The sequence below is a fragment of the Haloplanus aerogenes genome, assembly GCF_003856835.1.
GTDB lineage: Archaea > Halobacteriota > Halobacteria > Halobacteriales > Haloferacaceae > Haloplanus > Haloplanus aerogenes.
The window spans coordinates 574,265-594,340 of the sequence record NZ_CP034145.1 but is presented as its reverse complement, the minus strand read 5'-3'; the positions used below and the strand labels follow the sequence as shown (position 1 = coordinate 594,340).

At 66.1% G+C, this 20,076-nt stretch carries 22 protein-coding genes; 9 read left to right on the top strand and 13 right to left on the bottom strand.

Features of this window, described 5'->3' with window-relative positions:
- Nucleotides 1-22 precede the first annotated feature (22 nt).
- The gene (locus tag DU502_RS03090) at nt 23-493 is read left to right on the top strand and encodes a DUF5812 family protein (protein ID WP_121919834.1); all 471 of its coding nucleotides are present in this window, start codon (nt 23-25) and stop codon (nt 491-493) included.
- On the opposite strand, the gene DU502_RS03085 is transcribed toward DU502_RS03090, so the two are convergent.
- The gene (locus DU502_RS03085; protein ID WP_121919835.1) at nt 494-1,297 is read right to left on the bottom strand and encodes an alpha/beta fold hydrolase; all 804 of its coding nucleotides are present in this window, start codon (nt 1,295-1,297) and stop codon (nt 494-496) included.
- Nucleotides 1,298-1,354: 57 nt separating this feature from the next.
- Nucleotides 1,355-2,044 carry a helix-turn-helix domain-containing protein gene (locus tag DU502_RS03080; RefSeq protein WP_121919836.1) on the bottom strand — a complete coding sequence of 230 codons (690 nt, stop codon included), beginning with the start codon at nt 2,042-2,044 and terminating at the stop codon, nt 1,355-1,357.
- 130 nt (nt 2,045-2,174) lie between these two features.
- Between DU502_RS03080 and secF the strand changes: the two genes are divergently transcribed.
- Together secF and DU502_RS03070 are read left to right on the top strand one after the other, a co-directional pair.
- Nucleotides 2,175-3,050, top strand: coding sequence for a protein translocase subunit SecF (gene secF / locus DU502_RS03075; RefSeq protein ID WP_121919837.1), 876 nt, complete (start codon nt 2,175-2,177; stop codon nt 3,048-3,050).
- Nucleotides 3,050-4,615 carry a preprotein translocase subunit SecD gene (locus DU502_RS03070; protein WP_121919838.1) on the top strand — a complete coding sequence of 522 codons (1,566 nt, stop codon included), beginning with the start codon at nt 3,050-3,052 and terminating at the stop codon, nt 4,613-4,615. Before secF ends, DU502_RS03070 begins: the two co-directional genes overlap by 1 nt.
- On the opposite strand, the gene rnhB is transcribed toward DU502_RS03070, so the two are convergent.
- The 5 genes from rnhB to DU502_RS03050 all read right to left on the bottom strand — a co-directional run bounded on the left by rnhB (nt 4,612) and on the right by DU502_RS03050 (nt 8,018).
- Nucleotides 4,612-5,250 (bottom strand): ribonuclease HII, encoded by a 639-nt coding sequence (gene rnhB / locus DU502_RS03065; protein WP_121919839.1) that lies wholly within the window; start codon nt 5,248-5,250, stop codon nt 4,612-4,614. The genes DU502_RS03070 and rnhB overlap by 4 nt on opposite strands.
- Nucleotides 5,251-5,287: 37 nt before the next feature.
- The gene (locus DU502_RS18835; RefSeq protein WP_279432664.1) at nt 5,288-5,422 is read right to left on the bottom strand and encodes a hypothetical protein; all 135 of its coding nucleotides are present in this window, start codon (nt 5,420-5,422) and stop codon (nt 5,288-5,290) included.
- A gap of 40 nt (nt 5,423-5,462) precedes the next feature.
- The gene (gene msrA, locus DU502_RS03060; RefSeq protein ID WP_121919840.1) at nt 5,463-6,002 is read right to left on the bottom strand and encodes a peptide-methionine (S)-S-oxide reductase MsrA; all 540 of its coding nucleotides are present in this window, start codon (nt 6,000-6,002) and stop codon (nt 5,463-5,465) included.
- 63 nt (nt 6,003-6,065) lie between these two features.
- Nucleotides 6,066-7,346 (bottom strand): tRNA pseudouridine(54/55) synthase Pus10, encoded by a 1,281-nt coding sequence (locus DU502_RS03055; protein ID WP_121919841.1) that lies wholly within the window; start codon nt 7,344-7,346, stop codon nt 6,066-6,068.
- A 108-nt stretch (nt 7,347-7,454) separates the two neighbouring features.
- On the bottom strand, nt 7,455-8,018 hold the full coding sequence (locus tag DU502_RS03050) for a DUF4112 domain-containing protein (protein ID WP_158601147.1): 564 nt from the start codon (nt 8,016-8,018) through the stop codon (nt 7,455-7,457).
- Nucleotides 8,019-8,099: 81 nt separating this feature from the next.
- Here DU502_RS03050 and DU502_RS03045 point away from each other — a divergent pair, with 81 nt between their 5' ends.
- From DU502_RS03045 to purQ, 3 genes are read left to right on the top strand one after another with little or no spacing between them, the layout of a single operon-like run.
- Nucleotides 8,100-9,113: a phosphoribosylaminoimidazolesuccinocarboxamide synthase gene (locus DU502_RS03045; RefSeq protein WP_121920126.1), complete on the top strand. Its 1,014-nt coding sequence runs from the start codon at nt 8,100-8,102 to the stop codon at nt 9,111-9,113.
- Nucleotides 9,114-9,159: 46 nt separating this feature from the next.
- A complete protein-coding gene (gene purS / locus DU502_RS03040; RefSeq protein WP_121919842.1) occupies nt 9,160-9,411 on the top strand; it encodes a phosphoribosylformylglycinamidine synthase subunit PurS in 252 nt (83 codons plus the stop codon).
- The gene (gene purQ, locus DU502_RS03035; protein ID WP_121919843.1) at nt 9,408-10,100 is read left to right on the top strand and encodes a phosphoribosylformylglycinamidine synthase I; all 693 of its coding nucleotides are present in this window, start codon (nt 9,408-9,410) and stop codon (nt 10,098-10,100) included. Before purS ends, purQ begins: the two co-directional genes overlap by 4 nt.
- 1 nt (nt 10,101) lies before the next feature.
- Here purQ and DU502_RS18090 read toward each other — a convergent pair whose 3' ends face one another.
- The 3 genes from DU502_RS18090 to DU502_RS03025 form a co-directional block, all read right to left on the bottom strand.
- The gene (locus DU502_RS18090) at nt 10,102-10,239 is read right to left on the bottom strand and encodes a hypothetical protein (RefSeq protein WP_158601148.1); all 138 of its coding nucleotides are present in this window, start codon (nt 10,237-10,239) and stop codon (nt 10,102-10,104) included.
- 236 nt (nt 10,240-10,475) lie between these two features.
- Nucleotides 10,476-11,558: a hypothetical protein gene (locus DU502_RS03030; RefSeq protein WP_121919844.1), complete on the bottom strand. Its 1,083-nt coding sequence runs from the start codon at nt 11,556-11,558 to the stop codon at nt 10,476-10,478.
- 179 nt (nt 11,559-11,737) lie between these two features.
- Complete coding sequence (locus DU502_RS03025) at nt 11,738-12,808, bottom strand: archaeosine biosynthesis radical SAM protein RaSEA (RefSeq protein ID WP_121919845.1); 1,071 nt, start codon at nt 12,806-12,808, stop codon at nt 11,738-11,740.
- 248 nt (nt 12,809-13,056) lie between these two features.
- Here DU502_RS03025 and DU502_RS03020 point away from each other — a divergent pair, with 248 nt between their 5' ends.
- Nucleotides 13,057-14,982 carry an aldehyde ferredoxin oxidoreductase family protein gene (locus DU502_RS03020; RefSeq protein ID WP_121919846.1) on the top strand — a complete coding sequence of 642 codons (1,926 nt, stop codon included), beginning with the start codon at nt 13,057-13,059 and terminating at the stop codon, nt 14,980-14,982.
- 60 nt (nt 14,983-15,042) lie between these two features.
- On the opposite strand, the gene DU502_RS03015 is transcribed toward DU502_RS03020, so the two are convergent.
- Nucleotides 15,043-15,639 carry an NUDIX hydrolase gene (locus DU502_RS03015; RefSeq protein ID WP_121919847.1) on the bottom strand — a complete coding sequence of 199 codons (597 nt, stop codon included), beginning with the start codon at nt 15,637-15,639 and terminating at the stop codon, nt 15,043-15,045.
- A gap of 100 nt (nt 15,640-15,739) precedes the next feature.
- Entirely contained in the window at nt 15,740-17,044 is a 1,305-nt protein-coding gene (locus DU502_RS03010; protein ID WP_121919848.1) for an arylsulfotransferase family protein, read from the bottom strand.
- A 168-nt stretch (nt 17,045-17,212) separates the two neighbouring features.
- Here DU502_RS03010 and DU502_RS03005 point away from each other — a divergent pair, with 168 nt between their 5' ends.
- Nucleotides 17,213-18,139, top strand: a complete 927-nt coding sequence (locus tag DU502_RS03005; protein ID WP_121919849.1) for a DUF7139 domain-containing protein — start codon at nt 17,213-17,215, stop codon at nt 18,137-18,139.
- A gap of 133 nt (nt 18,140-18,272) precedes the next feature.
- On the top strand, nt 18,273-19,310 hold the full coding sequence (locus DU502_RS03000; protein WP_121919850.1) for a disk-shape morphogenesis protein volactin: 1,038 nt from the start codon (nt 18,273-18,275) through the stop codon (nt 19,308-19,310).
- Nucleotides 19,311-19,410: 100 nt separating this feature from the next.
- Here DU502_RS03000 and DU502_RS18600 read toward each other — a convergent pair whose 3' ends face one another.
- Entirely contained in the window at nt 19,411-19,986 is a 576-nt protein-coding gene (locus DU502_RS18600) for a TFIIB-type zinc ribbon-containing protein (protein WP_121919851.1), read from the bottom strand.
- Nucleotides 19,987-20,076 lie beyond the last annotated feature (90 nt).

Genomic DNA, 20,076 nt, shown 5'->3' with positions numbered 1-20,076 from the left:
CCCCGGCCGCCTACCCCGCCACATGACCGACGAAAAGACCGGAACCTTCCTCGTGACCGCGGCCGACGACGGCTCGGCCGTGCTCACGGACGTGGACGACGGGCAGGTACACACGCTCGCGTCGAACCCCGGCGTCGAGGAGGGCGAGGCCATCGAGGGGACCGTGGAACCCGAACCGCCGCTGGAGGTGGCGTGGCAACTCGTGGACGTAGCCGAGCGGTGGACGATCAGCATCGAGGAGAGTTCGGAGTCGCCGACGACGCTCGAACGGGAACTGGCCGACGAACAGGCCGTCGGCGAACTCACCCGGCGGGAACGCGCGGGGACGGGCGAGATTCACGTGCTGACGGTGTCGGAGGCGGAGACGGAGTCGGCCGTCGACGACGTGCTGGAGGACACGGACGACCTCCGGTCGCGGGCGGCCCGCCTCGGCGTCGAGCGCGTGGTGGTGCGGTCGGCGCCGGGCGTCGTCTGCGTCCGCTATCTGCCGTAGCTACGCCGACCGGGCCGGCGTCACCGTCGCCAGAAAGTCGCGTACCGCTTCCACGGTACGATCCGGCGCCTCCGTCGGCCCGCTGTGTCCGACGCCCTCGAACTCGACGAGACGACTGTCCGGGAGGGCGTCGTGGACCGCCCGAACGCTCTCGCGGAGGTGCGACGGCCCCTCGCTTCCGGTCAGCAGGAGGACGGGCGCGTCGACGTCGAGCGAATCGGGCAAGGGATGATTTTCGAGCGCCCGATTCATCCGGATCGTGTTCTCGACGTGGTCGACGGGGGCGGGCCAGACCGGCCACTCGTCGAGCCACGCGTCGATGTCGTCGATGTCGTCGATGTCGTCACGCAGGACTTCGCAGAGGTGGAGTTTCGTCGCTTCCGCGGGCTCACCGGCGTCGAGTCGGGCCTGCATTCGTGCCGCCAGATCGGCCGTCTCGCGGTACTCGTCGACGAGGTAGGCCGGTTCGTAGGCGACGACGGCCTCGACGGACGCGACGCGGGCCGTCTCGATGGCTTGCAGGCCGCCGAAGGAGTGGCCGAAGAGGACGGGAGTCTCCGCCACCGCGTCGACGACGGCGCGAGTGTCTTCGACTTCGCGCTCGATGCTGTACGGCGCCGTGTCATCGCTCTCACCACGGCCGCGCCGGTCCGGCGTGACGACGGTGAAGTCGCCGGCGAACTGCGGGACGAGCGGCTCCCAGTAGCGCCGGGTCAACCCGCCGTGGAGGAGGACGAGCGGCGGCCCGTCGCCGTGTCGTTCGTACGCGATGCGTGTACCGTCCGGGGACGTGACAGTCGGCATCGGTACCCGTTTTTCGAGCGACGCCGGGCTAACCCTGTCTCTCAGCTGTGGGGCCCTTTATGTGTCGGGCAACGGCGGCCACGTCGAAGCAACGGTCGTCTCGATGAGGTGGGTCTGGGCGCGGCGGAGGCGCTCGGAGAGCGAGGAGGCGGTGATGTCGAGTTCGGTGGCCACGTCGTCGAGCGACGCCCGCCGGGGGATGTCGAAGTAGCCCATCTCGTAGGCGATACGGAGGGCCTCGCGCTGGCGGTCGGTCAGGCCGTCACCCGGTTCCTCGGGGTCGCCGTCGCGGGTGAGTCGCCGGAGCGAGAAGCAGTCGTTGCGCTGCCAGAACGTTCGAAACGCGTCGAAAGCCGCCCGATCGGCGAACCAGCCGGTCTGTATCCACCCCCGCGGCGTGACCCGAATCCGCTCGACGATGGCCTCGGCCGTCGCCAGCGCTCGGAGGTCGTCGAGGTCGTCGAGGTGGTCGCCCAACTGGGCCTCCATGCTCACTGCCGACCGAACCTGATAGCGTCTCGTCTCGCCCGCCCGGCCGACGAGCGCGTACGTATCGACGAACGTGGAGGACGCGAAGGCCCGTTCGAGCGGGGCGTGGTCGTCGTGCGTGGCGTGGACGAGAAACGGGGGGCGGTCGCCGTGGTTGAACTGGATTGCCACCTCCAGCGTCGCGTCGGGGACGGCGGCGGCGACGTCGACGAGCGGCAGGTGCGCGCACAGAATCTCGTACTCGGCGACGAGTCCCATGGGTGCTCGGTGCGTGTCGGCGTTAATGGGCGTATCGGTGGTGCGTCGGCGTGTGCAGGTCGACGACGCCGGGGTGCCCGTTCCAGCGGACATAAGAAGGCTTAGTAGGCGTCGGGGTGGACCGGCGGGCATGGTAGCGTTCGAAGTACCGGAGATCGATTACACCCGGTACACGAATCGCCAGCTCGCGGCCGTGCCGCTCGCAGTGCTCGCCATTGCCCTCCTGATCATCGGCGGGTGGTACGTCGCGACCGGCGCACCGGTCGACCCCGGCCTCGATTTCACCGGCGGCGCTGAACTTCGCGTCGCCATCGACGCACCGAACGGGCAGGCACGCGAACAGATTCAGCAGGCGTTCGACCCGGCACCGGCGACTATCCGGAGCGTCCCCTCGGACAACACGTACATCCTGACCTTCCAGACCGAGGATGTGACCGTGTCGACGCTGGAAGAGCAAGCCAGAGCCGCCGGCCTCGAGGTCGAATCGAGTTACAGCGTCTCGGCCTCCTTCGGCTCCCGGACGCAACTGCTCGCACTCGGCGGCGTCGCTTTCGCCTTCCTCGGGATGAGCGCGCTCGTCTTCCTCATGTTCCGGACGTTCGTCCCCTCCATCGCCGTCGTCCTGTCGGCGTTCTCCGACATCGTCATTCCGGTCGCGCTGATGAACGTCCTCGGCATCCAGCTCACGCTCGGAACCGTCGCCGCCCTCCTGATGATCATCGGGTACAGCGTCGACTCCGACATCCTGCTCAACAACCACATCCTCAGACGGTCGGGCGGGTTCTACGAGTCGACCCACCGCGCGATGCGCACCGGTGTTACGATGACGCTCACGTCGCTCGCGGCGATGGTCGTCATGACCATCGTGGCGACGCTGTTCGGCATCCAGCTACTCGCCGCCATCGGGACCGTCCTCGTGTTCGGGCTCGCCACTGACCTCATGAACACCTACATGCTCAATCTCAGCCTCCTCCGCTGGTACAAGTACGAGGGGGTGTCGAACTGATGGGCACGATCCGAGAGAACTGGCGGATCTTCCTCCTGATCGTCGTCCTGCTCGGCAGCCTCTTCGCGCTGTTCTCGCCGACGATGGCGGCCGGCGACGGCAGCACCGAGACCCCCGGTCTCGCCAGCAGCGGGGTCACGAACCTCCAGTACGGCCTCCAGCTCTCCGGCGGGACGCGCATCCGCGCGCCGCTCGTCGGCGTCACCGCCACCGACGTCGAGTTCGGCGGGACGCAACCCCCCCAGATCGAACAGGACGTGGCCGGCCAACTCGACAACGTGACCGTCGCGGACGTGATCGTCCGGCGGACGACGCAGTCGGCCGGTACCGTCGAGGTGACCGTCGACGGCGTCACGCCCGAGGAACTCGGGAGCGCGCTCGACGCCGCCGGCTACACGTACGAGAGTACGCGCGATGGCGTTACCGAGCAGACGCGCACACAGACGGTCGACATCCTCTCGAACAAGATCAACGAGGCGGGACTCTCCGGCGGGACCGTCCAGCAGATCTCCTCGGCTGGCGAGAACTTCATCCTCATCGAGGTGCCCGACGAGAACCGCCAGCGCGTCGTCGACCTCGTGAACCAGCGCGGGAGCGTCCGCGTCGACGCCTACTACCCCACTGACGGCGGCTACGAACAGGAAACGGTGCTCGAACAGGACGACTTCCAGAGCATCGGCAACGCCCAGCAGGGCGGCGAGGGCCAGTTACCGAACGTGCCGGTCGTCGTGCGCGAGGATGTCGCTCCCCAGTTCCAGCAGCAGATGATCGAGACGGGAGTCGCGAGTCAGGGCGGGTCCCGCTGTCGCTACGAGACGGCACCCAACGGCACCGACGCCTGTCTGCTCCTGATCGTCGACGGGCAGGTCGTCAACTCCTTCGGGATGAGTCCGGGACTCGCCGCCGGCATGCGCTCCGGCGACTGGGCGCAGGATCCCCGATTCATCCTCCAGACGCAGAACTTCAGCGAGGCACGCGAGGTGGCGATCAACCTGCGCGCCGGTGCGCTCCCCGCCAAACTCGACATCGGTCCCGGGGGCGAGGGCACCTCCTCGTACATCGCGCCGAGTCAGGGGCAGGACTTCCGTACGAACTCCCTGCTGACGGGGATCATCGCGGTGTTCGCCGTCGCGGGCGTCGTCTTCCTGCGCTACGGTGAGGTAGAAGTCGCCCTGCCGATGATCGTCACCGCGCTCTCGGAGGTGGTGATCCTGCTCGGCTTCGCGGCCGGTATCGGCTACCCGCTCGACCTCTCCGTCATCGCCGGGTTCATCGCCGTCATCGGGACGGGGGTGGACGACCTCATCATCATCGCCGACGAGGTAATGGCCGAGGGCGACGTGAACAGTCGCCGGGTGTTCCAGAGCCGGTTCAAGAAGGCGTTCTGGGTCATCGGCGCCGCCGCGGCGACGACCATCATCGCCATGAGCCCGCTGGCCGTCCTCTCGCTCGGCGACCTGCAGGGCTTCGCCATCTTCACCATCCTCGGCGTCGTCGTGGGCGTCCTCCTCACGCGCCCGGCGTACGGGGACATCCTCCGGGCGTTGCTGACGCGGGATCGCTAGAACTCCGACAGGGAGGACTGCTCCGCCGCCGCCAGCACGTCCGCACACGTCGACCACGACGCCCGCGCACACGCGGGCAACTCGCCGTGATCGCGGACGTACTCTGCGAGGAAGGTTCGCGTTCGTTCGTCACTCGGATAGCCGCTGCCAACGTCGCCGTAGTCGTCCGAAAGCGCCTCGATTCGAGCGTCGCGCTCGACTTTGGCGACGATACTCGCCGCCGCGACGTGCGGGTGGTTCTCGTCGGCGCGATGCTCGGACCGCACCGTCACCGCGGCGTCGACACCCGACCCGATGCGCCGGCCGAAGCGGTCAGCATCCACGTCGCCCGCGTCGACGGTCACGGCGTCGTCGTCGACGGCCACCGCCTCGATGGCCTCGGCCTGCGCCGCGACGGTCAGCGAGTTCATGTCCGTCTCGGGGTCGTCGATGCGGGCCGGCGTCACGACGGCGACGCCCACGTCGACGGCCGGGTCGCTCCGGAGGCGCGCTGCGAGTTCCTCCCGACGGGCCGGTGCGAGACGTTTCGAGTCGTCGACGGCGTCGGGGACGGCGCCGCTCGGCGCTCGCACCGCCGCCGCGACCATCGGTCCCAGCACCGGTCCCTTGCCCGCCTCGTCGGCACCGATCTGCATACCGGGCCGTGGAGGGACGGTGACAAAATCGTTCGGTTTAGTCGTCCGCCGGGGGCGTCAGCGTCGGCGTCTCGGGGTCGGCCTCGGCGTCGTCTTCTTCCTCCTCTTCGGCGTATCGCTCCGCGATCAGGTCGACGGGTTTGTGATGGTGACACATGGTTCTGACCCGCACACCGATAGTGGACGGGGAGAAATAAACGTTTGGTGACAGGTTAGTCGTCGGCCACTTGCTCCGCGAACTGCTCGCGCACCTTCTGCAGTTTCGGCCGGATCTGCACCTGACAGTACGCCCGCTGGGGGTTGTTGGCGTAGTAGTTCTGGTGGTAGCCCTCGGCCGGATAGAACGTCTCCAGCGGTTCGATTTCGGTGACGATGGGGTCGTCGTACTCGTCGGCCAGTTCGTCGATGACCGCCTCGGCCGTCTCGCGTTGTGCGTCGTCGTGCGTGAAGATGGCCGAGCGATACTGCGAACCCACGTCCGGCCCCTGTCGATCCTTCGTCGTCGGGTCGTGGAGCGCGAAGAAGACCGCCAGCAGGTCGGCGTAAGAGATGCGGTCGGGATCGTATTCGATCTGGACGACTTCGGCGTGGCCGGTCTCACCCGAACACACGTCCTCGTAGGTCGGCTCCGCGACGTGGCCGCCGGCGTAACCGGAAGTCACCGCGTGGACGCCGCCGAGTTCCTCGAACGGGGCTTCGAGACACCAGAAGCAGCCGCCAGCGAGCGTTGCGAGGGCGTGATCGTCGGTCATGGGGGCGTGTAGGCACCCGATGCCTATGTACTCCGCGCCCGGTGCGGCGTCAGTCGACGACCGTCAGGCGAAGTACGCCTCGTCCTCGAACGACTCCTCCTCTCCCTCCACAGCCAGTACATCGAGGGCAGTGACGCGGGCGCCGACACCGAGCAAGCCGGCGAGGCTCGGCTCCGTCCGGCCGTCGTCGCCGGAGACGAGTTCCTTCACGTAGAGGCCGCCCGCGCCGTGAATCTCGACCGTGGCGTGGGTGGCGTCGTCGAGGTCGCCCGACATGGCGTACACCTCGCGCGTCCGGGTCAGGTTCGCGCGCCGGTGATCGACCCGCTGGGGCGTGTACTGCTCGACCGTCGCGCCGTCGAGGTCGGCGAGGGCGTCCGTGAACGCGTCGGCGTCGACCGGTTCGTCGAACGTGACTTCGGCGCGGTAGGTCTTGCTCGCGTCCAGCCGTTTCACGCGCTCAACCATCTCGTAGGTGGCCAGACGGAGCCCCTCCACCTCGACGGCACCCTCGGCGAAGGCGTTCACGTCCTCCTGCAGGCGGTCGGTGTCGATATCGCGCCGCCGGGGTTCCTTCACCTCGACGACGAACGGGCGGCCGGTGCCGAGCATCTTGGCGTCCACGTCTTCGCGGCCCGCACCGTGGAAGACGGCGTCGACGCCGTCCATCACGTCCTCGACGAGGGGTGCGATCAGCCCCTCGACGCTCCGGTCGTAGAGGTAGCCCGACCCGCCGCAGTGGTCACAGGGCTGGCTCCCCTGTCGCCCGCTCCCGTCACACTCGCGACAGGGCCACTCCGTCTGCGGAATGTCGCGTTCGAGTTTGCGGTAGCGGCCGTAGACGAAGGCGGAGTTGATCTCCGTCTCCACGCGGTCGGCGTCGAGGTCGAGGACGAACTGCACGTCCGGGCGCTCGAAATCCACCTCGGTGTCGGTCAGGCGGCCGACCCGCTTGCCTACCTCGCGGTTGAACTCCGCCTTGAACGGTTCGCCGGCGTCGGCGTCGGCGCCGATTTCCTCGCGAAGCAGGCGCTCGTTCTCCTCGATCAGCGGAGGCGTCCGGGTGCCGACCTGATAGGTGGCAAACTCCACCCCGTCGACCGACTCGGCGGCGCGTTCGGCCCAGTCGTCGAACTCGGCACACCGCCCCTCGCAGACCCAGCAGTCCGCGATGTCGACAGGGTCGAAGGGTTCGTCGTCGTCGAGGGCGGCGGCGACGCGGAGCGACCGGCCGCGTTCGGCGTTGGTCAGCCCGAAACTCCGGTCAGCGAAGACGCGCCCCAGGCACGCGTCACACACCGGCCCGGTCGCCGCGAGTCGGCGTGCGTCGTCGAGGAGGCTCATACCGGGTGAGGGGCTGGCGGGCGTAACTGTCTTGCCATCTAGCGCAGCGTTCGGAAGTCATCGCACAGCCGGTCGAAAGACAGCGTTCGATCAGTTCCAAACGCTACGCTACACCGCACCGACGTAGCCGAGGAGCCACCACACGAGGACGGCGAGGACGGCGACGACGACGAGCGTACAGACGACGGCGACGGCGGCCAGTCGCCGGAGATACCGTCGATCGGCGGCCGCGCTCGCGGGGTCGTCGAGGCGGGCGTCGAGCAGATCAGACACCCGCAGGTTCGCCTTCCAGTAGGCGTCGAAGAGGTCGCCGAGGACGGGGACGGCGCCGCCGACGGCGTCGATCCAGAGGACGACCGCGACCCGCCCCAGCGTCGCCCGCGGGACGCCGGAGCGGGCGGCGACGGCGAAGACGTACGTCGAGATGGCGAGACCGACGGCGTCGCCGACGACGGGGAGGAGGCCGATCAGCGGTTCGATCCCGATGCGGAAGTCGGTGCCGGGGACGCGGATCGAGTCGTCGAGCAGGTGGCTCAGGTCGCGGAGGCGCTGGAGGTCGACGGCGGTGGCGGGGTTGCGGGCGGGCGCAGTATCGCGGTCGACCGTGACGACGGTCGGCTCGTCGCCGTCGCGCCCGCCGTCGGCCGCCGATCCGCGCGAGGCACCAGTCACACGAGCAGACAGGAGCGCGAGGGTGAAAGCATCCCGGGTCGGGTCGAATCGCTTTTGCCGGCGGCCACCGCGTTGCTCACCATGACCAGCGTCAAGGAGTTCCGCGTCGAGCGCGAACCCACGGCGACGGCGACGGGGCGCGGACGCTTCGATTTCACCGACGACTACTCCGTCTTCGACTGGGGAGGGATGCCCGACCAGATCCCGGACAAGGGTCGGAGCCTCTGTACGATGGGCGCGTTCAACTTCGAACTGCTCGAACGCGAGGGCGTACCGACCCACTACCGCGGCGTGGGACCGGACGCCGTCCCCCTCGACGAAGTCGAGGAAGCGCCACACGAACTCGCCATCGAACTCGTGCAGGTGCCCGACCTGCCGTTCGAGGACGGCACGTACGACTACGACGCCTATCACGCCACCGCGGGGTCGAACTACCTGATCCCGCTCGAAATCGTCTTCCGCAACACGGTGCCGGTCGGGTCGAGCCTCCGGAAGCGGGGGGCGCCGAGCGACTACGGTCTCGATCACGACGCGTGGCCCGACGAACCGGTCGACCTGCCCGAACCCGTCGTCGAATTCTCGACGAAGTACGAGGAGCAGGACCGCTATCTCGACCGCACGGACGCGGACCGCATCGCGGGTGTCGCGGATATCGACGCCCTCGACAACTTGGCGCGCGAGGTGAACCGCGTCGTCACGGAGCGAGCGGAAGCGACGGGCTTCGTCCACGAGGACGGCAAGATCGAGTGTTGCTACGTCGACGGCGAGATCCGCGTGGCCGACGTGGTCGGCACCTTCGACGAGAACCGCTTCGCCTACGACGGACAGGAGGTGTCGAAGGAGGTGGTGCGCCAGTACTACAAGCGCACCCACCCCGAGTGGGTCGAGGCGGTGAGCGAGGCGAAAGCCGAGGCGGACCGGCAGGGCGTGGCCGACTGGCGGCCGCTCTGTGAGGAGGAGCCGAAGCCGCTTCCGGCCGACGTGATCGCCGCTGTGGCGGATATGTACGCCGCGGGCGCGAACGCCTACACGGGCGCGGCGTGGTTCGACGCGCCGAGCATCGACGACGCGGTGGATGCGGTTCGCGACCTGTAGACGGACTCCAAAACGGCTTTTGCGCCCGGCCACCGACGGTCGAGCGATGACGGCATACACCGCGACGGTCACGGTGCGACTCAAGCGGGGCGTCCTCGATCCGGAGGCGGAGACGACCCAGCGTGCGCTCGAACGACTCGGGTTCGAACTCGAGGATCTCCGATCGGCCGACCGGTTCGAGGTCGACCTCGACGCGGATTCGGCGGAGGCCGCCGCCGACCGCGCCGACGAGATGGCCGAGCGACTGCTCGCGAACCCGACCATCCACGACTACGAGGTCGAGGTCACACAGCGATGACGGTCGCGGTGATCCAGTTCGGCGGGAGCAACTGCGACCGCGATTCCGTGCGTGCGCTCGATCACCTCGGCATCGACGCCGAACGCGTCTGGTACGAGGACGGCCTGCCCGCGGACGCGACGGGCGTCATGCTCCCCGGCGGCTTCTCCTACGGCGACTATCTCCGCGCGGGCGTGATGGCGGCGCGCACCCCCATCGTCGAGGAGGTGCGCGAGGCGGCGAGCGAGGGAATGCCCGTCCTCGGCGTCTGCAACGGCGCGCAGATCGGGTGTGAAGCGGGGCTTACTCCGGGCGCGTTCACCATCAACCGGAGCGCGCGCTTCCAGTGTGAACGCGTCCACGTCCGCGTCGAGAACGCCGACACGCCGTGGACGCAGGCGTACGACGAGGGCGAGGTGCTCTCCCTCCCCATCGCCCACGGCGAGGGGCGCTTCGAGGCGAGCGACGAGACGTACGACCGCCTCGTCGACGAGGACCGTATCCTGCTTCGGTACTGCGATGCCAGTGGAGAAGTAACCGACGCGGCGAACCCCAACGGGTCACGCGGGAACGTCGCCGGCGTCCTCGGCGACCGCGACACCGTCGCGGTGATGATGCCCCACCCCGAGCGGGCGACGCTACCGGACCTCGACGGGACGGATGGCGCGGGAGTCCTGCGGGGCTTCGAGGCGGCGCTGGCCGAAGTCTAAACTACATCTCGATCCACACCGGCGAGCAGGTGCGTATCCAGCCGTCGCCGTTGCCGTTCTCGCGGATTTCGAACCACCCGTCGGGGTGGCGAAACGCCGTGCAGTTCAGGTCGGAACTGTGAACGTCGATACGAGTCATGAGTGGATGCTATCGCGTACGTCGCCACCGATCATGTGTATGAGTCGCATACCTCGTCGGTAACGAGACCGTAGCGGATCACAGGATGGCCCTGTCGGGCGCTAACGACACCATAGACGAGCGCTCTAAAGCTTCTCGGCCGCAATCGCCTGATTGGTCCGGCACTGGGCCTGCCGGAACCGGCGGTCGGCCGCCGACTCGCGCTCCGGGAGCGTGTCGCGGAGGGCGTCGAAGAATCAAAAGGGAAGAGAGAGAATACCGTAGTCGAGCGCGAAAACAAACAGCGAACTCCCGAGACTGATAGCGAGTTTCGCGAACGAGTAGAGGTTCAACGGCCATAGCGCCATCTGATTGAGATGGTCAAACATCGTATACATTGTCATGATTTCGGAGGCTTCAGCTTCCGAGTTGATTCCTTCAGCCTGTTTGCGCCAGAATGTAGTCTCCGTCTCGTTGAAATACTCGCGCATTATATCGATCTTCCGCTCTTGGATGTCCAGTAACCGCCTTCGAATGGCGATGGTTGCGTAGAGAGTAAGAAGCAGGAAAAAGCCAAGCATAGCAGCGTATATCACCATCGCTACCCCGCGGAAAATCGGGTTGTCGAGAAACGAGATGCTCGAGATGATGATGAAATCGAGCGTGACGAGAAAGATCGCATAGGTGATTATCGACACGAGAGCGTCTCCCATCGCCCGATATCCACCCAATCCGTCCGGTGCTAGGATGTCGATATCCGAGATATACGTGTTCGAGATCCGATGTATGAGATACATCCCGACGGCCAACGGCCCGTAATACAGGCCATGAACAGCGCCATACAGGTAGTTTGTCAAGTGATATGGATAGGCCCAAAAGACATCGAGACCCCACATAACTCCGTATACGAACGCACCGCCGACCACGCCGCCGCCAACGATGACGACGGGGTGAAAACCCTTGTCAAGTAACGATTGAAACTCCCGGTCGATCTGCTCACCATTGATCTCGTATTCGTCGACAATCACGACATCGGACGTGCGTTCCGAGAGGCTAACCAGTTCCAACCGAGCGCGGTCGTATCGATTATATATCTTCTCCAGAACAACGACCGCAGAGAGACAGTAAACGATACCCACGAGGAACTGGTAATTGTACGGAATCACGCCATCCGGAAGGCCAGTGACGAGGTAATCGACCGCGACGACGACCACCACGATGAGGAGGAGCAGACGCGTAAATGTGAGCCCGGACGGAAGGTCGATGAACTCGTCGGGGGTATAGGTATGGTCGACATCCGGTGCCGAATTTCTCGGCGTGCCAACTGTTTCGTCTACCATCGATCTGGACCATCTGGCTGTCTAACAGTCAAAGAATCTGTTGTAGCGGAAATAATCGGGGCTATCCGCACGAGGGAGGAGCGCTATAGTAGCGTTTGTAAGTCATCGCACACCTGATCGCACGTCGTCTGGCGATCAGGTGTGTGAGCAGTTCCAAACGCTACTATAGCTCCGAAGGGTCACCGCGCCAGCGGCATCGCGTACCCCGTCTCCGTCTCGACGACCGTCTCCCACGTCGCCTCGCAGTCACACGACACCTGCTCGAACACCGAAGGGTCCTGTCGAAGGCTGAAATCCTTGATCGCGCGTTCGACCCGCTCGTCGCACTCGCCGCAGTTGTGCGGGCCGCGGTCGCTCCCGCCGCCGACGGGGTCGGAGACGACGATGGCGTCGGCGTCGGCCGTGCGTTCGAGGACGTCCGCGACCGACCAGAGCCACGGCGGCCGGTAGCCACCCTGGAAGTAGAGTTCGTCGACCATCGTGTACCGCTGGACGTTACAGGGGTTCATCGAGACGGTGTGGCAGTACTCGGCGCACCGACGGACGGAGTCGACCATATCCTCCACCGCTTCGGATTCCGTGAGGAACGGGGGCTTCATGAGGAGGTAGGCCTTGACGCCGGCGCCGGCGGCCTCGGCTTCCTCCGTCGCCGCGACGAAATCCTCGAAGTCGAAGTACTTGTTCACGCAGTCGTGGCGGACGCGGTCGGTCGCGGTTTCGAGGCCCACCGCCACGTCGGTCGCGAGGCCGCGATCCGTGAAGTCCGCGAGTTTCTCGCGATCGACGAAGTCGGGAAGCGACTCGACGACGATGCGGTCGCGGTCGGCGAACGTCTCGGCGATGGCGGCCCGGGTCTCGGCGCCGACTTCACGCTCGTCGAGGAAGGAGCCGGAGGTGTAGATCTTGATCAGGCCCGACGGCTCGTCGGCGTTCTCGCGTTCGTGGTCGAGGCAGGCGTCGATCTGATCCATGAGAGCGTCGTGAGGGACCGATCCACCCTCGACGGATTCGGCAACGTAACCACACATGGTACAGCCGCCGGCCCGCGCCCAGCGACAGCCACCGGTGTTCAAGATGATCGTGAGCGACTGGTAGACGCCGTCCGGTGTCCGATCCTCGTCGAGCCACACCCGCGTCGGCTCGTGCGGATCGTAGTGTTTCTCCTTGCGGGAGCGAATCTCCCGCATCACCTGATTGTGGGCGTCCATGCCCTTCCCCTGTTCGTACACTTCGGGGCTCGGCTCGCTCATTGCCGGGGGTAGCCGACCGACGCGTAAAGCGGCTTCGGGGTCGGCCTGCCGGCTGGCGCCGCTCAACCTCGATTTCGGCGGATCGAGGCGGGCGGCACAGCGGCCCGAATTGTCGGGAATTATCCGGTGATTCGTGACAGATTTTCACCACACGGCGGCCCCCTCAGCCAACCACGTAACCGGATACAATTACATCCCCGAAGCAACGACTAACAGCATGGAGGTGTAATAAACTAACGTACGTTACCATGACAGACTTAGGCGGATTCAGAGATCACGTAGCGCACGTGGACCTCGGTTCGGGCGACGTCTCCTATCAGGGCGTCGACGACGAGGACGCGAAGAAATACATCGGCGGACGCGGCCTCGGCGTGAAATACGTCTTCGACGCCGGGCCGGATGTCGACCCGCTCGGGCCGGACAACCGGCTCGTGTTCATGAACGGCCCGCTCACGGGATCGCAGGCCGTCATGAGCGGTCGGATCGCCATCTGTACCAAGTCCCCGCTCACGGGGACGGTCACCGACTCCCACCACGGCGGTTGGTCCGGCGCCCGACTCAAATGGTCCGGCTTCGACGGCCTGGTCTTCGAAGGCCAGAGCGAGGATCCGGTCTACGCCGTCGTCGAGGACGGCGAGGTCGAACTCCGTGACGCCTCCCACCTGTGGGGCAAGGGTACGCACGAGACCCGAGAGATCGTTGAGGAGGAAGTCGAGGGGTCCTACGGCAAGAACCTCTCCATCATGGCCATCGGTCCCGGTGGCGAGAACGAGGCCCGTCACGCCTGCATCATCAACGAGGACGACCGTGCCTCCGGCCGTGGCGGTACCGGCTGTGTGATGGGCAACAAGGGCCTGAAGGCCGTCGTCGTCAAATCCGGCACGAAGATGCCCAAGCCCGCGGACTCCGACACGTTCGGCGAGGGTGCCCGGCAGGCGATGCAGGTCATTCAGGAGTCCGATGTCACCGCGCCCAACGAGGGCGCGCTCTCGATGTACGGTACGAACGTCCTGATGAACATCACGGAGGAGATGGACGGTCACCCGACGAAGAACGGGCAGTACACGTCCTCCTTCGCGATGAACGAGGCCGAAGGCACGGACGTCGAGGCCGAGAAGATCAGCGGCGAGAACGTTCGCGAGAACATCCTCGTCGACGAGCCCACCTGTCACTCCTGCCCCGTCGCCTGTAAGAAGGAAGTCGAGGTCAACTACAAGCACAAGGGCCAGGACATGAACGTCCGGATGGAGTCCTACGAGTACGAGAGTGCGTGGGCCCTCGGCACCAACTCCAGCAACGACGACCGCGACTCCATCGCGGTCATGATCGACCGCTGTAACGACATGGGTCTCGACACCATCGACATGGGGAACCTCTTCGCCATGGCGATGGAGATGACCGACAAGGGCAAACTCGACGCCGGCATCGACTGGGGCGACGAGGAGCACATGATCGACCTCATCGAGGAGACCGGCAAGCGCTCCAGCGACCTCGGCGACCTGCTCGCCATGGGCGCGGAACGCATGGCCGAGGAGAAGGACGCCCACGACTGCCGGCTCGACGTCAAGGGCCAGACCATCGCCGCCTACGACCCGCGCTGCATGAAGGGTATGGGCATCGGCTACGCCACCTCGAACCGTGGCGCCTGCCACCTGCGCGGCTACACGCCGGCTGCCGAGATTCTCGGCATCCCGGAGAAGGTCGATCCCTACGAGTGGGAGGGCAAAGGCGAGCTGTGTGCAACCTTCCAGGACCTGCACGCCATCTCCGACTCGTTCGACATCTGCAAGTTCAACGCGTTCGCGGAAGGCATCGAGGAGTACATCAAGCAGTACAACGGCATGACCGGCCGTGACCTCTCGGAGAACGAGCTCATGACGGCCGGTGAGCGCGTGTACAACCTCGAACGCTACTTCAACAACCTCGCCGGCTTCGACGGCTCCGACGACTCGCTCCCGGGTCGCTTCGTCGAAGGCGACGAGGAAGCCATCCCCGGCCAGCGCGGCTCCGAGGGTGAACTCTGCGAACTCGCCGAGATGAAAGAGGAGTACTACAGCCACCGTGGCTGGGTCGACGGCGTCGTCACCGACGAGACGCTCGAAGACCTCGACATCACCGCGGGTCCGGGCACGGGCGTCTCCGGCTCCGGCGGTCAGGCTCCGGCCGACGACTAACCCGGCAATCAGCCCCCGACTTCTTCATTTTTTCACGGCCGCGAGCGATGGCTATAGTTTTCAATCGTTACTAGGTTCGGCGCCGACACCCAAGCGCAGTTCGTACTGCGCCAGCGCGTGCATCGCCCGCCCGTCGCGTAAGTCGCCATCGAGCGCCATCGCCAGTAACGCGTCGTAGTCGGCCGTTTCGACCCGGATGCTCTCGTTGAAATCGAGGTCGCGTTCCCCGGTCGGCGTACAGTCGCGGGCGACGAAGTGGTGGTGGACGGAGTTGGCGATGCCGTTGGTCGGCTCCGCGGAGAACAGGTGGGTGACGCTCCCCGCCTCGTAGCCCGTCTCCTCCCGAAGTTCGCGCCGGGCAGCGGTTGCGAGGTCGCCGTCGAGGTCTTCGACCGACCCCGCCGGCAGGCCGCGGTTTACGCGCCCGACCGCCTGCCGCCACTCCTCGATGACGACCACGTCGCCCTCGGGCGTGAAGGGCAGGACGACGACGGCCGCGGGTTCGTCGACGTAGTGGTAGTCGGTCTCGGTGCCGTCGGGAAGGGTTACCTCGTCCCGACGCACGTCGAAGCCGGGGCAGGTGTAGTCGACGGCCGTGCCAGTCGTCGCCCACTGGAGATCGTCGCTGTCGCCCGTTTCGTCGGCTGTGTCGTCCATACAGGTGGTCAACGACAGCGAGTCAAAAAGCTCTAGTAACGATTGAAACGGTTTGTGCATCTGATCGCACGCTGCACTGCGATCAGATGGGCCCCGACTTTCAATCGTTGCTAGGGGCGCTCTCGCCATCGCGCCACCGGATCACCACGCCCGAACCGACGAGCGCGATGGAGACGAGGGTCAGGAAGAGGTGGAGTTCGCCGACCCACAGCGGGAGGCGGATAGCGGCGCTGACGAGGCGGAGGAGGGGTGTGAGAACGGGCACGTAGCCGCCGGCCGTGACGCCGTCCGACGCCGTGTTCCCGTAGGTAGGGGCGCCGACGAGTTCGCCCTGCGGTAGGCGGTCGGCCTCGTACGGCAGGGTGCGGTAGTCGAACTGGTGTTCCCAGACGACGGTCCCCGTGGAATTGATCTCGACGAGGCGGGCGTTGCGCGTGTCGGTGATGAGTGTGTTGCCGTTGGGAAGGCGGTCGGCATCGCGCGGCCAGTTGAACTTCTGGTCGGCGGCACCACGGAGCACCCAGACGGGCTCCCACGTCCCGTCGTCGGTCCGGTGGAGTTCGACCACGCGGTGGTTCTCGCTGTCGGCGACGAGGACCGCGCCATCACCGAGCCACTGCGGGTTGTGCTGGTGGTAGAGGACCGACGGATCGCCCACGATCCTGTCGTCGTCGCTCGCGTCGTCGTGGTCCTCGTTGATCACCTCGACGACGCCCTCGCCACGTTCGAGGATGACGAGCTGGTTGGCGTTGCGTACCGAGACGAGGAAGCGACCCTCGCCGATGCGGTCCACGTCGTTGATGTGGAGCCAGTCGATTTTCGTCCGGTCCTTGCCTTCGGGCACCTCGTAGCGCTCGTCGGCGTTCCACTCCCACGTCACCTCGCCGTTCTCGACGATCAGCACCCGTTCGTGTTCCATGTCGGCGAGGACGAAGCCGCCGCCGGGAAGGGGTTCGACGTCGTGAACCTCGCTCGCGACCCGGTTACGCACCGGGAACGACCACTCGTACACTACCTCGGGCGAGGGGTCGGCGTCGGGGTCGATGATCCGGAAGCCGGTACGGTGACACGGCGCCGGATAGGGACCGCAGTCCTCGTAGCCGTCGGCCATGTAGCCCGCGAGCACCGAGCCGTTGTCGAGCTTGGTCACGTCGAAGTAGACGGAGGCCGAGGACTCGCGCCACTGCTCCTCGTCGCCGTCGAGGAGGCGGACGGAGCCGTCCGCGACGTAGCTACCGACACCCTGCACGCCGACGAGGGTTCGGGGCGTGTCGTCGCCGTCGTCGGGTGTCGTAGCGCTCGTCGCGCCGGTGGGTGCCAGCGCCGCACCCACGACGACGGTGGAGAGAAAGCAGAGACAGCCGAGGACGACGAGTACGTCGCCAGTGCCGTACCGAGAAGGCATCTAGTGGTCGGGTGTCGAGTTGCGAGCATAAGCCTTCGGATACGAGGTCTGCTATAACAGGCGCCCCACCATCCATCCGGTGTTGACGTACAGCAGTCTCTAACGGCGTCAGCCCCGCGTCAGACGGGGCGCCAACAGTCATGTGTGATGAGCCTGTAGACCCACGCAATGACGGATCTGGATGGCACCCCCGACAACGTACTTTTCGAGTGGTACGAGCGTTACATCGGTGACCCCGAGACGGAGACGGACGTGTATCTCGGATTCGCGCTCTTTTTCGGCGGTATCGCCCTCGGTGCGATCGGGATCGTCGTCTTCCTGCTGTCGGCCGTGGCGAGCGGCGGCGGGACGCCTGCGTGGGCGATCCGCGAGGTGGCGATGGTGTGTGCCAGCGTCGGGTTGCCGGTCATCCTGCTCGGGATGGTCGTCCTCCTCCCCGGCGATCAGCGGATGACGTACGTCTCGCTCGGTGGGCTGGCGGTGTGTCTCGTCGCCGTCGGCCTGTTCGTCGCCACGTACCCGATGAACTGGAACGTGGCGCGCACGCCCGATTACAGCGCGCAGGGGGTCGCCATCTACGCCGTCGGCCTCGTCGCCGTCGTCGGCGCGACGGGCGCAGCGCTGGTCGGCCACCAGGTCGAACGCGCCACGCCGGGCGAGCGCGCGGCCGAGGTGCGCGCGGAGACGAGCGAGGCGAGCGGGACGGGTGAGACGGGCGAAACGGTCTCCGACGAACAGGTGCGCCGCGACATCGACGAGGCGATGGCGGACGCCGACCTCTCGTGGGGTGGCGTCAACCGGAAAAACACCAAGCGCCTCGAACTCAACACGCCGAGCGACGTGGAGGTAGACCGCGAGGCGTTCGAGAACGCGGAGGCGACGACCGTCCGTTCCTCGGGAAGCAACGTCGACGACGCGCTGTCGAACCTGCGGAAACTGCAAGGCCGGGAGCGCGAGACGGACTCCTCGTCCGGCGTCGACGACCAGACGGCGGCGCTGACGGAACTCCGAAAGCAACAGGAGGCCGAGGAGATAGCGACCGAAGACGACGACGGCGGACTCGTCGACCGCGCGAAGAAACTCTTTTCGTCCTGACATCGGCCATCTCACGCCTCCGTCTCCCGATTCCGTAATTCGCCGTTTTCGACCGTCTGACGCCCGTCAGACCTAGGTAAGCGGTCGGACACTTTGGCGAACGTTTATGATGGCGACGGGGCATCACACGCGTATGGCAAAAGGCCTAGACGTCGGCACCATGAACCTCATCTCGGCACAGCAGGAGGGCGCGGAGACGGTTTTCGTCCAGCAGCGCAACTCCTTCGTCGAAATCGAGTACTCCGACATGGCAGAGCAGATGCTCTCGCGGAGCGACGTCCTCCACATCCGGAAGGACGACAAGGTGTACGTCGTCGGTGACGACGCCCTCAACTTCGCGAACATTTTCAACGAGGAAACGCGTCGCCCGATGCAACACGGCATCCTCTCCTCCGAGGAGTCCTCGGCGATTCCGATGATCAAGCTCATCACCGAACAGGTGGTGGGCCAGCCGAACCACCCCGGCGAGCGTCTCTACTTCTCCTCGCCCGCCGACCCCATCGACTCCGACCTTTCCACTCTCTATCACGAGAAGACGCTGGAGTCGATGCTCGGCGACATGGGCTACGAGACGGAACCGATCAACGAGGGGATGGCCGTCATCTACTCCGAACTCGCCAACCACAACTTCACCGGCCTCGGCGTCTCCTTCGGTGCAGGCATGACCAACGTCTGCCTGTCGTACTACGCCGTGCCCGTCATGAAGTTCTCCATCGCCCGCGGTGGCGACTGGATCGACGAGCAGGCCGCACAGGCCACCGGGACGCCGGTCGACAAGGTCACCTCGATCAAGGAAGACGACTTCGAACTCGACTTCCGCACCGACGTGGGCGGCGTCGAGGGTGCACTCGCCATCTACTACGAGAACCTCCTCGACTACGTCATCGAGAACATCGCCCGCGAAGTCGACGAGGAGGACGTGGAGGAGGATCTGGACGTGCCCGTCGTCGTCACCGGCGGCACCTCCAGCCCCCGCGGCTTCGAGAAACTGTTCGAAGACCACCTCCGCGACGCCTCGATTCCGTTCTCGATCAGCGAGGTCAAGAGCGTCGAAGAACCCCTGTACAGCGTCGCCCGCGGCGCCCTCGTGGCCGCGCGATCCGACGAAGAACAGGACGAACAGGAGAGCGGCGGAAACCGGCAGGCACAGGAGTCGCCCGCAGAGGACTGATACGACCCGTCGCCAAGCGGGCGACTCACCGGCACTGACTTCCAGCGATCCGTATGGCGGCCCCGCGCTCGCTTAATTTCCAAGCCCGTCTCGACGGCCGTCAGCGACCGCCGGCGTCGGCTTCGACGCCCTCGCTTTCGTCCTCGGTCTCGTCCGTGGCGTCGGCTTCGACATCCTCGTCCGCAGTGTCGTCCTCGCCCACCGCGTCAGCATCGACATCTTCGTCTCTCTCGCCCGCAGCGCTATCGGCGCCGTCGGCCTCATTCTCGCTCTCGGCCCCGTCCATCGTCTCCGTCCCTTCTGTCTCGTCGTCCGAGCCCTCGGCCGCCTCGTCTGCCGCCTCGGCCGATTCGTCCGCCGTCACCTCGTCCGACTCCGCTACGTCGGCCGTCTGCCGGGCGTGGAACCGACGAAGTGCGTCGTCCCACGACTCGCCCTCCTCGGTCGATCCGGTCGCAGGTCGGGAGAGCGGGGGCTTGAGGTCGACGCTCGGGGCTCCGTCGCTCCCGTGGGCGCGGTAAAATCGGCGGAGGGCATCGTCCCACGACTCGATCGTCCGGGGCTCACCCCGGTGTTCGGCCGCGATGCCGACGTAGCCGCAGTCCTCACAGACGGACGCCTCCTCGCCGTCCAGGGTGTACGTGGCGAGCGTGCCGCCACACTGCGGGCAATTCATACCCCCGGATTTCCGCTCCACCTATTTATACTGTCGGCTGCGACTGTTTCGAGAGCGTCGCTACCCGCGGAGTAGCGACGCTCTCGGTCG

Excerpts from the sequence above, each read along its gene's own strand:
- purS (WP_121919842.1), top strand. The coding sequence starts at position 9,160 with ATGACGGCATACACCGCGACGGTCACGGTGCGACTCAAGCGGGGCGTC.
- DU502_RS18090 (WP_158601148.1), bottom strand. The coding sequence starts at position 10,239 with ATGACTCGTATCGACGTTCACAGTTCCGACCTGAACTGCACGGCGTTT.
- DU502_RS18600 (WP_121919851.1), bottom strand. The coding sequence starts at position 19,986 with ATGAATTGCCCGCAGTGTGGCGGCACGCTCGCCACGTACACCCTGGAC.
- rnhB (WP_121919839.1), bottom strand. The coding sequence starts at position 5,250 with ATGCAGATCGGTGCCGACGAGGCGGGCAAGGGACCGGTGCTGGGACCG.
- purQ (WP_121919843.1), top strand. The coding sequence starts at position 9,408 with ATGACGGTCGCGGTGATCCAGTTCGGCGGGAGCAACTGCGACCGCGAT.
- DU502_RS03045 (WP_121920126.1), top strand. The coding sequence starts at position 8,100 with ATGACCAGCGTCAAGGAGTTCCGCGTCGAGCGCGAACCCACGGCGACG.
- DU502_RS03055 (WP_121919841.1), bottom strand. The coding sequence starts at position 7,346 with ATGAGCCTCCTCGACGACGCACGCCGACTCGCGGCGACCGGGCCGGTG.
- DU502_RS03025 (WP_121919845.1), bottom strand. The coding sequence starts at position 12,808 with ATGAGCGAGCCGAGCCCCGAAGTGTACGAACAGGGGAAGGGCATGGAC.
- DU502_RS03080 (WP_121919836.1), bottom strand. The coding sequence starts at position 2,044 with ATGGGACTCGTCGCCGAGTACGAGATTCTGTGCGCGCACCTGCCGCTC.
- secF (WP_121919837.1), top strand. The coding sequence starts at position 2,175 with ATGGTAGCGTTCGAAGTACCGGAGATCGATTACACCCGGTACACGAAT.
- DU502_RS03090 (WP_121919834.1), top strand. The coding sequence starts at position 23 with ATGACCGACGAAAAGACCGGAACCTTCCTCGTGACCGCGGCCGACGAC.
- DU502_RS03070 (WP_121919838.1), top strand. The coding sequence starts at position 3,050 with ATGGGCACGATCCGAGAGAACTGGCGGATCTTCCTCCTGATCGTCGTC.
- DU502_RS03005 (WP_121919849.1), top strand. The coding sequence starts at position 17,213 with ATGACGGATCTGGATGGCACCCCCGACAACGTACTTTTCGAGTGGTAC.
- DU502_RS03010 (WP_121919848.1), bottom strand. The coding sequence starts at position 17,044 with ATGCCTTCTCGGTACGGCACTGGCGACGTACTCGTCGTCCTCGGCTGT.
- msrA (WP_121919840.1), bottom strand. The coding sequence starts at position 6,002 with ATGACCGACGATCACGCCCTCGCAACGCTCGCTGGCGGCTGCTTCTGG.
- DU502_RS03015 (WP_121919847.1), bottom strand. The coding sequence starts at position 15,639 with ATGGACGACACAGCCGACGAAACGGGCGACAGCGACGATCTCCAGTGG.
- DU502_RS03000 (WP_121919850.1), top strand. The coding sequence starts at position 18,273 with ATGGCAAAAGGCCTAGACGTCGGCACCATGAACCTCATCTCGGCACAG.
- DU502_RS03085 (WP_121919835.1), bottom strand. The coding sequence starts at position 1,297 with ATGCCGACTGTCACGTCCCCGGACGGTACACGCATCGCGTACGAACGA.
- DU502_RS03030 (WP_121919844.1), bottom strand. The coding sequence starts at position 11,558 with ATGGTAGACGAAACAGTTGGCACGCCGAGAAATTCGGCACCGGATGTC.
- DU502_RS03020 (WP_121919846.1), top strand. The coding sequence starts at position 13,057 with ATGACAGACTTAGGCGGATTCAGAGATCACGTAGCGCACGTGGACCTC.